The organism is Gammaproteobacteria bacterium, assembly GCA_016705365.1.
Lineage (GTDB): Bacteria > Pseudomonadota > Gammaproteobacteria > Pseudomonadales > UBA5518 > UBA5518.
This window is the reverse complement of sequence record JADIYI010000009.1, coordinates 660,382-676,200: the sequence shown is the minus strand read 5'-3', so window position 1 is coordinate 676,200 and position 15,819 is coordinate 660,382. Positions and strand designations below refer to the sequence as shown.

Here is a 15,819-nt window from a genome sequence, read left to right as displayed (position 1 = left end):
CAAATGAAGCGAGTACAACAGGGCTTTACCCTTATCGAACTGATGATCGTTATCGCGATCGTGGGCATCCTGGCGGCAGTTGCCCTGCCGGCGTACCAGGACTACACGGTACGCGCCAAGCTGAGCGAGCCGATGGCACGTGCATCGGAAGCCAAGACCTCGGTTGCGGAATACTTCGCCTCCAAGGGCGTCCTGCCGACGGACGGCTCTACCGACGTGTTCAACACCTGCGGAGCTGGCAAGGTGGAAAGCGTTGGCTGGACCAAGACCAACACTTCGAACGGCAGCATCAACGTCGTGATCAACACCGTTGCGGCCACCAACGGCATCGTGGAACTTGGCGGAAACAACACGCTGACGTTCGTCGGCAACGCTGCGAACGCCAGCGGCGTCATGGTGTGGACCTGCGGCGGAGCGGGTACGACCGTTCTTCCCAAGTACCGTCCCGGAAGCTGCAAATAACGATTTGCAACTCCTCAACGGAGCAAAAGCCCTCAGTTGATCTGAGGGCTTTTTTTTATTGAATTTTCAGATGCATAAAGCTTGATTGAACTTGCCGGTCGGCGCGTTGCGGGCGATCGCCGGGGCGCCCCCGTTATCTGGTTGGCCGCGCTGCTGATATTGCTGGCGGGCACCTATGCGATCTATTCGCTGGGGTTTTACTTCGGCTATTCCTTCGATGAAGAAGTGCATCTCGCGGGCCTCGACCGGGTCCATGACCTGCAATCCGCGCTTTACTTCGTATTCGACGGCCACGCCGGCCCGCTGGGCCGTCCGCTCGCGCTGACGAGTTTTCTGTTGCAGATGCCGTCCTGGCCAACAGAACCGGCCGATTTTGCCCGGGCCAATACCCTTGTTCATCTGCTCAATTCGCTGCTCGTCATCTGGTTGAGCTACCGGCTGGCGCGCTACCTTCCCGCGCTGCCCCTGCGTCGCGAATGGTTTGCGCTCGCGGTGGGAGCAACCTGGGCCTCGAGTCCGCTGTTGCTGTCGACCAGCATGATGCTGATCCAGCGCATGACTTCACTCGCTGCCCTGTTCGGTCTTGGCGGATTGCTCGCATTCGTGATGGGGCGGGAGTTGCTGGCGCATCGCCGCCGGGCGGGATTGCTGGTGATGAGCGCGGGCCTGGGGCTCGGGACGCTGCTTGGCGCACTGTGCAAGGAAAATGGCGTGCTTCTGCCGCTGCTGGCCCTGGCGATTGAAGCGCTGCTGCTCCGCCCCGCTGATCCGGCTTCTCGCGTCGCCGCTCCCCCTGCCTGGTGGACCATGGTTTTCCTGCTCATTCCCGGCGCACTGCTTTTGTTGTTCATCCTGAATGTCGCGATCGGCAACAGCCCTGTTTACCCCGGGCGCAGTTTCGATATGCACGAGCGGCTGCTGACCGAGGGCCGGATTCTCTTTCGCTACATCAGGCTGCTGCTGCTGCCGACCCGCTCCGGGATCGGTCCTTTCCAGGATGAGCCGGAGCTCTCCACCGGCCTGCTGCATCCGTGGACAACGGCGCTGGCGATCCTGGGCTGGCTCGGTGCGATGCTGGCGGCGTGGCAGCTGGCGGGTACCCGGTGGCGCGTGGTCTCGTTCGCCATTTGCTGGTTCCTGATCGGTCAGCTGCTGGAGTCGACGGTTTTCGGGCTCGAGTTGTATTTCGAGCACCGCAATTATCTGCCGGCATTCGGGGTGTACTTCGCCCTGGTTGCGCTGATCTTTGCCGCGCCGATCACATTCGCGTTCCGCGCCGCCCTGTTCGCGCTGCTCCTGGTGAACCAGGTTTTCGTGTTGCGCGAGTCGGCGCTGGTGTGGAGCGATCCGCGCATCGCCGGGCCGCTGTGGCACCACGACAGCCCTGGTTCGCTACGGGCGCTTCAGCTGCACGCCTTTGTGCTGGGTGGCGCGGGCGAGATGGCCAAGGTCGTCGATATCCTCGAGGGTGCACCGCAGGCGATGCGCCAGAGCGTCGACTTCTCGCTCTACCGACTGGAGGTCCTGTGCGAGCTGCAGCCGGGTTCGGCGGTTCGGGATGCGGCCATTGAGGCGATCCGGGCCCTGGAGACACAAACGGCAGGCATATCGAGCGCGATCCAGATCGCGAAAATCAGGGACAAGCAGCTCGCTGGAAAGTGCCCGGGCATCTCCGAGGAGGACACCCGGCACATGCTGGAACTGGTGACCGAGGCAGGTGCGCGGGCCGGAGCGACCGCCATCGCCGGGGCGCACTACCACCTGGCGAAATACTGGATGGAGCGCCAATCGCTCGAGCAGACCATGTATCATCTCGAAAAAGGCTTTGAACTGATGCCGCAGCTCGGATCAGCGCAGGTCATGATAAACGTCCTGTTGTCGGCCGGACTGCCGGATCAGGCGGCGCTTGTGCTGGCCGATCTGCGCAAGTCCGCACCCTGGCGTCCTTTTGTGCGCCGCCAATGGCTGGATTCGCTGGCCGGGTTGCAGGCGGAGATTGACCAGGCACGCACCCGTGCCGGACAGGCGCAACCGGTACCGGGCTCGCAGCCGCGGGCATCCGGGCCACCTGCGCAGGGAACCGGTGCGCGCTGAGCCCGGCCTGCGCCGATGCGTGGCGGTGTTGTATGCAGTAGCTCGAATGATGCGTTGCAGGAATTCGAAATTGGCTGGAATCACAGGAAACAGCAAGCGGATGCGCAGGGACGTGGCCAATGTCTGAACAACTGAGCACACAGGTGCGGGTATCGGTGGTGATCCCGGCGCGCAACGAAGCCCCGTCCGTCGGCCTGGTCGTGAAAAAGGTGCTCGAATTGCTGCCCGGTGCGGAGCTCATCGTGGTAAACGACGGCTCGAGTGATGCCACATCCGCGGTTGCCCGCGCTGCCGGAGCGACCGTCATCGACCATCCCTACAGCAAGGGCAATGGGGCGTCGATCAAGACCGGCGCCCGTGCGGCGCGCGGCGACATCCTGTTTTTCATGGATGCCGACGGACAGCACGCAGCGGAGTCGATGGCGGCGCTGCTGCGGGCCATGGATGAGGGTTATGACATGGTGGTTGGCGCGCGCGCCAATGCCGGGCAGGCCAGCATGAGCCGCCTGTTCGCGAACAGTGTCTACAACCGCTTTGCCACCCTGGTCGTGGGCCACCACATCGAGGATCTGACCTCGGGTTTCAGGGCGGTAAGGCGGGAGAAATTTCTTGAATTTCTCTACCTCCTGCCAAACGGATTCTCCTACCCGACAACCATCACCATGGCGTTTTTCCGATCGGGCTACTCGGTGAAGTACCTCCCGATCGAAGTGGGCAGGCGCGACGGGGAGTCACATATCAGCGCGTTCAAGGACGGGTTGAAGTTCATGCTGATCATTTTCCGGGTATGCACGCTTTACTCGCCATTGAAGCTCTTTTTCCCGCTGGCCGTCCTGCAGTTCGCCACGGGTATCTGCTACTACGGATACACCTATTTCACCGAGGGACGGTTCACCAACATGAGCGTCCTGTTTCTGACCAGTGCGCTGACGACATTTCTGATCGGGCTGGTGTCGGAGCAGATCACCGCGCTGATATTCAAGCACGATGAGTTGTCGCGGTGAGCGTGCGCCTTCGGTGTTCGCTTGGCAGTGGATCTGCGGGCTCGCTGTCTGAGGCCCAGACACTCTGCCGGGCAACCGGTGCGCGTGCACGGGGCGTTGGAAGCAAGCACCGCCAATGAAAGCGATTCGATCGCACAATGATCTCGCCATAAACGGCGCCGCACCGGCCTTCGTCGATCCCATCCACGTGGGCCGCCCCAACCTGGGTGGCAAGGAGTCGCTCCTTCGGTATACCGGAGAAATCTACGATCGCGGTTGGCTGACCAACAATGGCCCGCTGGTGCAGGAGCTTGAATCGCGGATTGCGGCGCGCATCGGTGTGGAGCACTGTGTCGCGATGTGCAACGGCACGGTGGCGCTGGAAATCGCCATCCGCGCACTGGGCCTCGATGGCGAGGTGATCGTGCCCTCCTATACCTTCGTTGCCACGGCGCATGCCCTGCATTGGCAGGAAATAACCCCCGTATTCGCGGATATCGATCCGGCCACGCATAACCTGGATCCGGACGCGGTGCGGCGCATGATTACGCCGCGCACAAGCGGAATAATAGGTGTGCATCTTTGGGGCAGACCTGCCCCCGTGGAGGCGCTTCAGGCAATTGCCGACGAGCACGGCCTGCAATTGATGTTCGATGCCGCGCACGCATTCGGTTGCAGCGCTGCCGGTCGCCGCATCGGTGGGTTTGGCCGCTGCGAGGTGCTGAGTTTTCACGCCACGAAAGTGTTCAACACCTTCGAGGGTGGAGCGGTGGCTACCAATGATGGCGAGCTGGCGCAGGCAATGCGCCTGATGCGCAACTTCGGCTTCAGCGGTTACGACAACGTCATTCATCCGGGCACCAATGGCAAGATGCCCGAGATCAATGCCGCGATGGGCCTGGTGAACCTGGAGGCATTGCCTGACTTCATCGCCGCCAACAAGCGCAATTATCTGGTCTACTCCGAAGCCCTGGCCGGAGTCGATGGCTTGCGTTTGATCGCTTACGACGAAGCGGATACTCCCAATTACCAATACGTTGTAATCGAACTCGAATCGCCGGCTGCAGGCAGTCGTGATGCGATGGTGGCTGCGCTGCATGCTGAAAACATTCTTGCGCGCAAGTATTTCTGGCCGGGCTGTCACCGGATGAAACCGTATCGGGATCTGTATCCGCACGCGTCGTTGTTGTTGCCCGACACGATCAAGGTGGCAAGTCAGGCCGTTGTACTTCCCACCGGAATCACTTTGGGTGCCGATGACATTGAAACCGTCGCGCGCATTGTGGCAATGCTCGCCAGATCGGGAAGACAAGCGCCGTGATACGGCAGACTCTTGTCATCACGGATAACGCCAGGCTGGCGGATTTTTTCCCCCCATTCATAGCGCGGAGCGAGCTGTGCGAGCATGTAAGCCTTGCATGCTCGCCCCGGGCGCCGGCCGTGGTTTTGGGAAACGAGGCATTCGATGTCGTTGATGTCCGCAAGGAAAGTGCGCGTCTATCAAGAGAATATCAACTGATCATATCGGCCCATTGCAAACAGCTCTTTCCCGAGTCGCTGCATGAGCGTGTCGAATGCATAAACATCCATCCCGGATACAATCCCGAAACTCGCGGATGGTTCCCGCAGGTCTGGGCAATCGCCAGGGGAGTCAACGCCGGGGTCACCGTTCATCGCATCGACGCCGAGATCGATCACGGTGACGTGATCGACAGGTTCGTGATTCCGATGCGGATATGGGATACCTCAAAAACAGCATACGATCGAATTCTTTCTGCGGAGATCGCATGGATCAGCAAGAATTTTCGGCGACTTGTCGAGGGTGATTACACCACCTTCGAGCTCGAGCAGCAGGGTCATTTGTATATGAAGAAGGACTTCGACAGCTTCTGCGAAATCGATCTGGCTCGAATCGGCACTTTCAGGGAGTTTTATGACCAACTGCGCGCTTTGAGCTTTGATGGTCACAGGAATGCCTACTTCATCGATCCTGAAAGCGGAGCGAGGATATTCCTGCAACTGCAGATAGACCCCGAAGCCAAAGATATCAAGGCAATGGATTCCGCTGATTGATGCTCAAGGTGCGCGCTGTCACGGCAACACTATGGGGAGGGGCAGAACTCCTGTTGCGTCAGGGCGTTCAGTTTGTCGCGGTCATGGTGCTCGCCAGGCTTCTGACACCCTCCGATTTCGGCGTGGTCGCGATGCTGTCCATTGTGGTTGGAATTGCCGGAGTCTTGTGGGACGGGGGGTTCTCCGCCGCGCTCATTCAGCGTCAGCAGGTCTCTCATGTGGATGAATCGACGGTGTTCTGGTGCAACCTGGGCGTTGGTGCGCTGCTCGCCCTGACCCTGTGCGGCGCTGCTCCGTTCATCGCGGATTTCTACCGCCTGCCGATTCTCGAACCACTGACAAGAGCCATGGCGCTTGTGGTACTTTTCGGTGCTCTGGGCGCAATTCACTCGACGCTTCTGACCAGGCAACTCGATTTCCACACGCAGGCGAAAGTGAGCGTGCTCGCCTCCATTCTGTCGGCGGTTGTTGCGATTGCCCTGGCCTGGCATGGTTTCGGCGTGTGGTCACTTGCGGCACAGTCAGTGGTGTTCGCGGTCACGGCCACGGCTCTGTTGTGGTGGCTGCATCGATGGCGTCCCGCGCTGAGGTGCAGTCGGGAATCCCTGTACAGGCTTTCCGGCTTTGGCGGCTATCATCTTGGTTCCAGTCTGCTCGAGGTGATCTATTCGCGCCTCTATACCTTGATATTGGGGCGACTGTACGGTGCTCATGTTCTTGGTCTGTACAACAATGCGGAAGTCACCAAGCAAATGCCCGTTGGTTTCATCGGAGGTTTGCTGGCGCGGGTAGCCCTTCCCATGTTCTCCGCGGTTGCCGGTGATGTGGAAATGCTGCGCAGGGGCGTTCAGTTGTCGATTCGCGGATTGATGCTGCTGAGTGCCCCGGTCCTGCTGGGTATCGTGGCGCTTGCCGAACCGTTGGTGCTGCTCATGTTCGGTCGACAGTGGCTGGCTTCGGTACCGATCCTTCGTATCTTGTGTATTGCCGGATTGTTGTATCCGCTTCATGCGATAAATTTGCATGCACTGATGGCACAGGGGCATTCTCGCCTGATGTTTCGCCTCGAGCTTGCCAAGAAGACGATCGGCATACTGCTGATAGCGCTGGGTTCAATGTACGGAGTGATGGGAATCGCCTGGAGTCAGGTTGCGTTTTCCCTGATTGCCTTTGGCATCAACACCCGCTTCACGGGTCGATTTCTCGATTTCGGCGCGTGGGCGCAACTGCGGGAATTCACGCCGCCGCTCCTTGCAGCCATCCTGATGGCCTGTTGTGTGTATGGTGTCAGCCTTTATTGGGCGCCGTCGCCCGCGCAGGAACTCGCCGGCTTGACCGCCATGGGAGTGCTGGTGTTCCTGGCGTTGGTACGGATTGCCCGCCTGAAGGCGTTTTACGATGTTCTTGCCTTCCTGCGCGAGGGCATCCTGCCGCAGCACGCGGGTACCGATTCCGCATCCGCATCCGCATCCTGGCGCGGCAAATGAGCAATCCGGGCTTTGACAATTCGAATGCTGAATCGGGTGATGGCCCGGAAACGGCGCAAATTCCCCTTGTAAGCGTTGTCATGCTTGCCTACAACCATGGCGATTTTATTGCCCAGGCGATCGAAAGCGTGCTGGCACAGGAAGTGCCGTTTTCCATGGAGTTATTGATTGGCGAGGACTGCTCTTCGGACCGCACGCGCGAAGTCGCGCAGGATTTTCAGCGCTTGTATCCCGGGATCATCCGACTGATTACCGACAGCGTGAACGTCGGCATGCACGCCAATCACGTGCGTCTGTTGAACGCCTGCCGCGGCGAGTACATTGCGTACTGCGAAGGGGATGATTGCTGGACCGATGTCCACAAATTGGCCAGGCAGGTCGGGTATCTGCAGTTGCATCCGGAGGCGGGCGCCGTGCACAGCAATTATTTGCGGCTGATTCATATCGGGGGAGCATGGCGAGCGCGAGTCGCATTCCGCAGTTCGGGCCTGTTGCAGCATCGGGACGGCCAGATCTATGAGGCCATGTTGCAGGCTAACCGGATGCAGACCTGTACGGTGATCTGCCGCCGCGATCTTGTTGAGCAATTCCTGCGTTCGGGTTTGGCCGACAGGGGGTATTTGGTTGAGGATTGGCCACTTTGTCTTTATCTGGCTCGCGCCTCGAAAATCGGATTCATCAACGAACCGCTTGCCGCTTATCGGCGAACCCCCGGCTCCATGATGAACGTGGGCGATTCAGCACATGTCAGGTATTGCCTTGACGCGATCAGGATGGTGGAGGAATTCTGCGATTTCTTCCAGGAAGACCCCGGGATCAGGGAGGTCTCGCTCGCAGCGCAATACCGGGTATTGCTTTGGTTGGCATTGCGGGCCGATGACCGGCATTGCTTCGATCGCGCCTGGTCCTGGCTGGAACAGAACGCCCCCGAGCGGCTTCACCCCATGCGCGTGCGATTGATGCGGGTGCTTCGCTCCAGCCCGTCGATTCGTGGATTGACGCTTCGTCTGCTTGCCGCGATAGAGCATGTGAAACATCGCTTCGAGTTCCGAAAATTCGGAGCGAGACCGGTGGAGTGATCATGGATGCGGGCAAGGTCCTGGGAATCGTGGTGACCTACAATCCCGTGAGTGAGGGACTGTTGCCGTTGTTGCAATCGCTGGAGTCCCAGGTCGAGACGCTCCTGATCATCGACAATACCTCATCCGATGACGACCGCATTACCTGCATCGTCGGAGATCTGGAATCGAAGCACCCGGATCTGCGCGTGCTCAGGGTGGGGCACAATATCGGAATTGCCGCCGCCCAGAATATCGGGCTGGAGGTCGCCCTGGAGGAGCGCTTCGACTATGTGCTTCTCAGCGACCAGGACAGCCTACCGGATACCGATATGGTCAGCGTCCTGCGCACCGCCTGTTTACGTATGGATGCAGAAGGCGTATCCGTTGGTTGCATTTGCCCGATGTACTTCGACAGGGTCACGCAGCAGGCGTTTGCGTTCCAGGTACAGCGGCCAGGTAGCGTGTTCTACAGCAGCGTCTTTCCCGACGAAGCTTCGCCCTGTGTCGAAATCATTACCACCATCAGTTCCGGAATGCTCATCCCGTGCGCTGCGTTGCGCAAGGTCGGCTCGATGCGCGAGAGCTTCTTCATCGACCATGTCGACACCGAATGGTGTCATCGCGCACGCGCCATGGGATTCAGATTGTTTGGCACCTCCTCGACACGGCTGCTTCACCGGCTCGGAGACGCGTCATTTCGTGTCTGGTATTTCGGTTGGCACTCACATAGCGAGTATTCGCCGACGCGCCTTTACTACCGCTTCCGGAATTTCGTATTGCTGTGCCGTTTGCCCCACGTGCCGTTGCGCTGGCGGCTCCGTGCCGCCTGGTACTGGACGGGAAACCTTTATGCTCACACGCTGTTCGCGCACGCCAGGTTTGCCAATGCCAAGGCGATCGCCCGTGGCCTGCGCGACGGAATCACCAAAAAAGCCGGCCGGCTGGATTCGTGATTCCAGCCAGGATTGTCGGTGCTCGAGGGCCAGGACGTCCTGGTGCATCGGTGCATGCGCTCAATTTTCATTTATTCGAAGGACTTCCGGGATATGAGCTTGACAAGGGATATCCGGCGCCTCGTTGCGCGCCTTCCGGTTCCGGCTCGGCATCGTTGCGTGATCTGCGGGCATCGTCTCGGTCGATTCCTTCCTTACCGGGGTGGGCTGCATGGATCGCCACCGCTCATGCGCGCATTGGGCATCATCGGCAGCGATCTCGACAACTTCGAGTGCCCGCGATGTGGCGCCCATGACCGCGAGAGGCACCTGGTGTTGTATCTGGAAGCCTCCGGCCTGCTTGCACGCCTGCCCGGCATGCGGATCCTGCATTTCGCACCGGAACGCCATCTGGCGGTATTGATCGCAGCGCTCGCCCCGGTTGAATACCGCAAGTGCGACCTTTATCCGTGCGCGAAGGACGTAGAGCAGATGAATATCGAGCACCTTCCATTTCCCGATCATTCTTTCGACATGGTGATTGCCAACCACGTGCTGGAGCACGTAGCGGACGATCGGCGCGCGCTTGCGGAAATCCGCCGTGTACTCCAGGTAGGTGGAGTGGCGGTTTTGCAGACTCCCTACAGCGCGGTACTGCATCGTACCTGGAGTGATCCAGGCATCACGCAGGAGAATGCGCGCCTGCAGGCTTACGGACAGGAAGATCATGTTCGGCTTTACGGGCGGGACATCTTCGAGCGCATCACGTCCTGCGGATTCGAATCGGGTGTCCGCGCGCACCATGAGTTGCTGGCGCACACGGATGCCGGCGAGTTAGGTCTCAATCCCGAGGAGCCGTTTTTCCTGTTTCAGCGCTTGCGCTAGGACTCACGCATCTATACGCGGAATGCCGTGCCGCAAGGCAAGCCTCAGCTTCCAGTGGACAAGACGAAACGGCTGGAGAAATTTGCGGACTCCGAGTTGCGAGGATGCCAGGATGCGGCGACGCAGCGGGCGCAGTCGCGGAATGTGGCGCCACAGCCCGATGATGGCAGGAGCATAGATCCGCTCGAGCGGATCCATGCTCCTGCCGATCAGCGACAACACGCTGCCCTCGAACAGCAGGCATGCGAGATGCAGGGGCAGGATTGCCGCCAATACCGGGAAGGGGTAGAAGAGATACATATTGAAGGTCTTGTTGCGTTCGCTGAGCGCACGCCGCTGGTAGTTCGTCTGCAGGCGATTGGCAATGACCTTCCCGCCGCCAAACGATGTGCCGACACGGTGACGATACCCCGAGGTCGCGGCGCATGCGACGCGCAATCCAAGCATCCGCACATACAGGCAAAGGTACATGTCTTCGGCAATCGATCCGAAGAATCCGGGAAAGCCTCCCGCCGCATCCCAAAGCGTGCGGCGTGTTGCCAGACACGATCCCATTGCCATGCCAAGGGTGCGGATCTGCCCGTCGACTACCGGAATCGGGTTGAGAAGCGGATCGAATTGCATGCCGCGGTCGAGCAACTCCCCGGTTTCGTAGGAGTATTGTGCGAGCGTCGCGATTCCCACCCCCTGATCCCGGTCCAGCAGATCGCTCAGTGCACGCAGTGCGCCGGCGAGCAGGGCCGTGTCGTTGTTGAGCAGCAGGATCAGCGAGCCGCGTGCTACCTGCACCATGCGGTTGTTGCTGGCACAAAATCCGGTATTGATCGTGGATTCGAGCAGCAGGACCCGCGGGAACTTCCTGATTATCGCAAGCGAGTCATCGCTGCTGGCATCATCATGAACGATCAGTTCGAAAGGCGGGGCATCGTGCTGGGAAAAAACCGACTCGATGCATTCCCCGATGCAATCCGCACCGTTGTAGTTGGCGATGCATACGCTCAGCAGGGGTGGCGTCTGTGCGTTCATGGCCGAGGCGCTGTCGTCAGCCGCCGATGCAGCAGCTGGTAGCGTCGCGCGCAATCGTTCCAGTTCCCGTATTCTTCCCGCACCATGTGCAATGCATTGCTGCTTATTGCTTGGGCGCCCGCGCCATCGCCGAGCGTGCCGAGCGCCCGCTCGAATTCCTCGCGGTTGCCGCAGATGAGACCGTTGCGGTGATGGGTGATCAGGTCGGTATGCGCGGGGATCGGCGAGGCGATGACCGGCAAGCCGCTCGCCATCGCGTCCAGCATCACCTGTGGCCGGCCTTCGTTGTGCTGGCTCAGGCTGATCAGGCCCGTTGCGCGCGGGTACCACTCGCTCGCGAGCGCCTCGGGTGTGACCGGGCCGTGGTAGTGGATCCAGGGTGGAATATCGAGCGCTTCCTGGAGCGGTCCGAACAGATGGAACTGGTCATTTTCCGGGTTGGAGTCGCGCGTCCACTCGAACAGGGGGCCGATCTTCTGTTTCGTAAGACGCAGGACGGTAACCCATATTCGCGGTTTGCTGACTGCTTCGCGCCTGATCCCGAACCAGTTGTCATCGACGCCGAACGGGACGTAGACGATGTCCTCGCAGACATTCCCCAGGGCGGCGGAAAGTGTTGGCACCATCCATTGGGCGTTGGGGCAGAGCACGACGCGCTTGCCGCGCAACGCAAGCGAGAGCGCGAGCTTCATGCCCGGAACATCGAGCAGCGCGATATCGCTGCCGAGTACCGTGACGAGCGCGGGCTTGCGCACCGCGAGATACCCCAGTGCGCATTGCAGCCAGTTGATGTGAAATACGTCCGCCCAGCCCCGGTTGCGGCGATAGGCATGGTGCAGGCGGCGCGTGAGTTGCGCGCCACGCAGCAGTCCCGGCACCGGTTTGCTGCGCAGCAAATGGGCAATGCCCCCCTCCGCGCCCAGGCGTTCGAGAAAACGCGAGTCGGCGCTGTCGAGCGCCGATTCCGCGTTCGGGTGCAACGGCCCCGGCGGCGCCCAGACGCGCAACGTGGTCTCGGGTGATCCGGCCAGCGCATCCGCGATTCGCCTGATGAAAATCCCTTGCCAGTCGTCTGCGGAGCGGGGATAGGAGGAGGCGGTGAGCAATACGTTTGTCATCGGCGCCACGGTATCGCCGGATGCCCGGCGCAGTTGCCATTGTGAGCCGGGGAAACTAGAATTCGCGCCCCCACGCCGGAATAGCTCAGTCGGTAGAGCAACTGATTCGTAATCAGTAGGTCGGAGGTTCGATTCCTCTTTCCGGCACCATTCTCTGCCGTAATCTGCAATTGTTCCTGACTGCACGCGCGGTCGCGGTCGGTGGTTGCTCTACGCATATTCGAGTTCCCTCCCGCACACCCGCGCATCGATCGTCTCGGCAACGAATTTCTCGACCTCCGCGATCATCTGATCGGTTACGGCGCGGGCACCCGCCACCGCGACAAAAGTCCATTGCGCGCGCTGCAGCGCATCCTGCCGATCGCTTTCGCATACCGCCATGTTGGGCTGGCGGCCAAAGCGGTCGCGCAATCCACCCAGACGCTGGCGTTTCTCTTTCAGCGAGGCGCAGCCTTCGAGATGGAAGTCCAGGGTCAGGATGGCGATATGAAGCATTTAATTCCCGCCACCCGCCCGTCGAGGCTACGCGATCATGCGCATCGACAGATCGATGGCTTTGCAGTCCTTGGTCAGCGCACCAATGGAAATATAGTCCACGCCGGTCTCGGCGATGGAGCGCAACGTGTTTTCGCTCACCCCACCGCTTGCTTCGAGCGGTGCACGGCCCGCCGTGATCGCGACCGCTTCCCGCAGCGCGGATTCCGTGAAATTATCCAGCAATACCGAGTCCGCGCCCGCTTCCAGCGCTTGCCCGAGTTGCGCGAGGTTCTCGACCTCGACTTCCACCGGCCTGCCGGGAGCGCTGTCACGCGCGGTACGAACCGCGTTTGCGATCGATCCGCAGGCCGCGATGTGATTTTCCTTGATCAGGAACGCATCGAACAGCCCGATGCGGTGATTGTGACAACCGCCGCAGCGCACGGCGTATTTCTGGGCGATGCGCAATCCCGGGATGGTCTTGCGGGTGTCGAGGAGTTTCACCGGCAGGCCCGCGACCACTCCGGCATAACGATGGCATCGGGTGGCGGTGCCGGAGAGCAACTGCAGGAAGTTCAGCGCGGTGCGCTCGCCGGTGAGCAGCGAACGCGCCGGCCCCTCGAGCTCGAGCAATACCTCGTCGGCGCTCACGGTCTCACCATCCCCGCGAAGCCATTCGATCCGTACCCGCGGGTCAATCTGTCGAAACACTTCGCTTACCCAGGGCTGACCGCACAGCACGGCATGCTCGCGGGTGACGATGCGCGCGCGGGCAAGCGTGCCGGCAGCGACCAGCATGGCCGTGACATCGCCGCTGCCGATGTCTTCGGCGAGCGCGGCCCGCACGTTTTCACGCACCGCGTCCGGAGCGGGTGATTCGAGATGCATATGCGAAGCCGTGCCGGTTGAAAATTGCATTGTAGCAGCAGTACTTGCAGGCGCCTTGCACGGCGCTCGACGCAGCCGCGATGTCCAGGATTGGCGGTGGACTCTCATCCGTTTTGTGAACGTGTTCGCGCCTGGCTTGCGCTGCCGGAGCTATGCTCGGTTCATCATGTATACTCCGTTTGCGACACGACAACTGCGTAGCCTCGAATCCGCGAGGGCACGTCGACCTGCAAGTCATCCCGGCACGCTGTGGGCAGATCACGAACGGACCACGTTGATGAATGACGCGCCGGAAGGCCGGATGGAGGCCTTGCACGAACAAGCGCGCAGAGGTCTGCAATTTCTTCTGAATTTCCTGTTTGCCAATGCCGAGCAGGCATTGATCGGCATGGCCGCCAAGTCCGACAGCAACGCCGGGCAGTCTTCCTGCTACGAGGCGATGCGCGAGCTGCGGCTCAAGCGGCGTGCGATCGAAGAACAGTTCCTGCTGAAGACCTTGGCCGGATTCGATGGCATCGGAGCGGCGCCGCCCGCAGCGATTGCACCGGACATGGCGACGCCCCCGGAAACCGAAGCCGGGGTTGCGGGGCTCGGCGTGATGCAGGACACGCTGCTCGAGGAGCGAATCGCGATCGACAGCATTGCCAGCCGCGCGCTCCATGCCAACCACGAGTTGCTGGTGCAACTCGGCAAGCGCGTTGCCGTCGAACTCGGCGAGCGCCGGTTCGACATCGACGCGCTGCCGGTCGCCCCGCTTGCCCTGACCAATGCCTTCATGGCGGCCTGCAGGGACAGTCACGTCGATCAGCGCTCACGAATGCTGTTTGCGCGGCTGTTTTCGCAGTTCGTCGTGGATCAGCTCGGACTTTTCTACGAACAATGCCTGGCGGTATTTCCGGAGCCGGAATCGCCTGCCACCAGGGCGCCGGTGGTGGTGCCAGCGCCCCATGTGCCGCAGGCATTGCCAACAAGCCAGGTGGGAGACGAATTCGCCGACCCGCTGGCGCAGGCAGCGCCGGTGCCACCCGAAATCGGCTGGGATCTGGCGCGCACGCCGCTGCTTGCGACCCCGGGCAAGGCCATGGCCATGCCCAAGACGCTGATGGACGAGATCCTTGCGACGCTGCAGCGGCAGTTGATGGACCGCAAGACCCAGCTCGGGGCGCTCAATCCGCGTGCCGGGATACAGCCTTTCGATGTCTTCGAACTGATCAATGCCGAGCTGGAGCAGCTCGGCTTTATCAGCACCATGGCCCTGCCTCCCGATGTGATCGAAGGGATCAACCTGGTACGCATGCTGTTCGAGCATGCACTGCGCGATTCGCAGGTACCACAACCCGTTCGCCGTATTGTCCGCTTGCTGCAGATACCGTTGCTGCGGGCAGCGTTGCGTGACCCGGGCGTACTCGACGATGGCGGGCATCCGGTGCGGGCGTTGTGCCGCGAGATTGGCACCGCCTCGATCGGATGGGCTCCCGAGGGCGATACCGAAAACGATGAGTTTCTGCGTTTTGTGCAACTTCTGGTGATACGCGTGATCAGCGATTTCGACCGGGATCTGGAAATTTTTCGTGAGTGCCTCGAGGATTTGCGACGTCATGCCAAGGCGCGCCAGGGACCGGCGCGGGTGCTCGAGCAGCGAACGCTCGCTGCCGAGACCGGTCGGGTGGAAGCCCAGGCCGCGCGCGAGGTTATCGCGCAACTGATCGGTGGTGCAACGGCGGATATTGCGCTGCCGAAAGTGGTGACCGGATTCCTGCGCGGCAAGTGGAGTGACGCGCTGTTCGTGATCCGGCTCCGCGACGGAGCCGCTAGCGAGGAGTGGGGTCTGGCCGTGGAAGCGACCGGCAGATTGATCGCGCTGGCAGGGGCAGCGACTCCGGCGGGCGATTTTGCACCGGTCGCTGCCGGTGTTCGTGCGGGTTTGGCGCGGCTCGGGCTCGATGAGGCCACTGTGGAATCGATGCTGGCTGACGTCGAAAGTGCACTGGGTGCCAACAAGGTTGCCGCGCCCGGCACGTCGCCGGCGCGCCCGGTGCGTGCGGCGGCCTCGCCGCGCTTCGTGCAGATCGCCGACAAACTCGCGCCCGACACCTGGATCGAGTTCCGCATGCCCGGCGTCACCACACATCGTGCCCGGTTGCTGACCAAGATTCCCCGCACCGGGCAGTTTCTGTTTGTGACCCGTGAGGGCGCCAAGGCCAGCGACTGGAGTCTCGAGGAGCTTGCACTGGCGATCGAGCATGGAGAGGCAGTGATTCTCGGTAGCGCCGGCGGCTCCGCGCCGCCGTCGCATGGTATTCCAGGGCGACGCTGAGCTATCCTTGCGCGGA

General features: G+C 61.1%; 14 protein-coding genes and 1 tRNA gene. 11 read left to right on the top strand and 4 right to left on the bottom strand.

The window, feature by feature from the left end:
- The first annotated feature begins 3 nt into the window (after positions 1-3).
- From IPF49_21100 to IPF49_21060, 9 genes are all read left to right on the top strand, one after another.
- Positions 4-462: a pilin gene (locus IPF49_21100; GenBank protein ID MBK6290086.1), complete on the top strand. Its 459-nt coding sequence runs from the start codon at positions 4-6 to the stop codon at positions 460-462.
- An 81-nt stretch (positions 463-543) separates the two neighbouring features.
- On the top strand, positions 544-2,556 hold the full coding sequence (locus IPF49_21095; protein ID MBK6290085.1) for a hypothetical protein: 2,013 nt from the start codon (positions 544-546) through the stop codon (positions 2,554-2,556).
- A 119-nt stretch (positions 2,557-2,675) separates the two neighbouring features.
- Entirely contained in the window at positions 2,676-3,560 is an 885-nt protein-coding gene (locus IPF49_21090; GenBank protein MBK6290084.1) for a glycosyltransferase family 2 protein, read from the top strand.
- A gap of 115 nt (positions 3,561-3,675) precedes the next feature.
- Positions 3,676-4,860 carry an aminotransferase class I/II-fold pyridoxal phosphate-dependent enzyme gene (locus IPF49_21085; protein ID MBK6290083.1) on the top strand — a complete coding sequence of 395 codons (1,185 nt, stop codon included), beginning with the start codon at positions 3,676-3,678 and terminating at the stop codon, positions 4,858-4,860.
- Positions 4,857-5,612 (top strand): hypothetical protein, encoded by a 756-nt coding sequence (locus IPF49_21080; protein ID MBK6290082.1) that lies wholly within the window; start codon positions 4,857-4,859, stop codon positions 5,610-5,612. The genes IPF49_21085 and IPF49_21080 overlap by 4 nt, the downstream gene beginning before the upstream one ends.
- Positions 5,609-7,099 carry a lipopolysaccharide biosynthesis protein gene (locus IPF49_21075; GenBank protein MBK6290081.1) on the top strand — a complete coding sequence of 497 codons (1,491 nt, stop codon included), beginning with the start codon at positions 5,609-5,611 and terminating at the stop codon, positions 7,097-7,099. Before IPF49_21080 ends, IPF49_21075 begins: the two co-directional genes overlap by 4 nt.
- On the top strand, positions 7,096-8,178 hold the full coding sequence (locus IPF49_21070) for a glycosyltransferase (GenBank protein ID MBK6290080.1): 1,083 nt from the start codon (positions 7,096-7,098) through the stop codon (positions 8,176-8,178). The genes IPF49_21075 and IPF49_21070 overlap by 4 nt, the downstream gene beginning before the upstream one ends.
- A 2-nt stretch (positions 8,179-8,180) precedes the next feature.
- The gene (locus IPF49_21065; GenBank protein MBK6290079.1) at positions 8,181-9,113 is read left to right on the top strand and encodes a glycosyltransferase family 2 protein; all 933 of its coding nucleotides are present in this window, start codon (positions 8,181-8,183) and stop codon (positions 9,111-9,113) included.
- Positions 9,114-9,206: 93 nt separating this feature from the next.
- On the top strand, positions 9,207-9,977 hold the full coding sequence (locus tag IPF49_21060; GenBank protein ID MBK6290078.1) for a methyltransferase domain-containing protein: 771 nt from the start codon (positions 9,207-9,209) through the stop codon (positions 9,975-9,977).
- 3 nt (positions 9,978-9,980) lie between these two features.
- Here IPF49_21060 and IPF49_21055 read toward each other — a convergent pair whose 3' ends face one another.
- Together IPF49_21055 and IPF49_21050 are read right to left on the bottom strand one after the other, a co-directional pair.
- Positions 9,981-11,003 carry a glycosyltransferase gene (locus IPF49_21055; GenBank protein MBK6290077.1) on the bottom strand — a complete coding sequence of 341 codons (1,023 nt, stop codon included), beginning with the start codon at positions 11,001-11,003 and terminating at the stop codon, positions 9,981-9,983.
- Positions 11,000-12,121: a glycosyltransferase family 4 protein gene (locus IPF49_21050; protein ID MBK6290076.1), complete on the bottom strand. Its 1,122-nt coding sequence runs from the start codon at positions 12,119-12,121 to the stop codon at positions 11,000-11,002. Before IPF49_21050 ends, IPF49_21055 begins: the two co-directional genes overlap by 4 nt.
- Positions 12,122-12,195: 74 nt before the next feature.
- On the opposite strand from IPF49_21050, the gene IPF49_21045 reads away from it, so the two are divergent.
- Positions 12,196-12,271 (top strand) — tRNA-Thr (locus IPF49_21045).
- 60 nt (positions 12,272-12,331) lie between these two features.
- On the opposite strand, the gene IPF49_21040 is transcribed toward IPF49_21045, so the two are convergent.
- Together IPF49_21040 and IPF49_21035 are read right to left on the bottom strand one after the other, a co-directional pair.
- Entirely contained in the window at positions 12,332-12,616 is a 285-nt protein-coding gene (locus IPF49_21040; protein ID MBK6290075.1) for a DUF503 domain-containing protein, read from the bottom strand.
- Between the two features lie 27 nt (positions 12,617-12,643).
- Positions 12,644-13,486: a carboxylating nicotinate-nucleotide diphosphorylase gene (locus IPF49_21035; GenBank protein ID MBK6290074.1), complete on the bottom strand. Its 843-nt coding sequence runs from the start codon at positions 13,484-13,486 to the stop codon at positions 12,644-12,646.
- 277 nt (positions 13,487-13,763) lie between these two features.
- Between IPF49_21035 and IPF49_21030 the strand changes: the two genes are divergently transcribed.
- Positions 13,764-15,803: a DUF1631 family protein gene (locus IPF49_21030; GenBank protein ID MBK6290073.1), complete on the top strand. Its 2,040-nt coding sequence runs from the start codon at positions 13,764-13,766 to the stop codon at positions 15,801-15,803.
- The last annotated feature ends 16 nt before the right edge of the window (positions 15,804-15,819 follow it).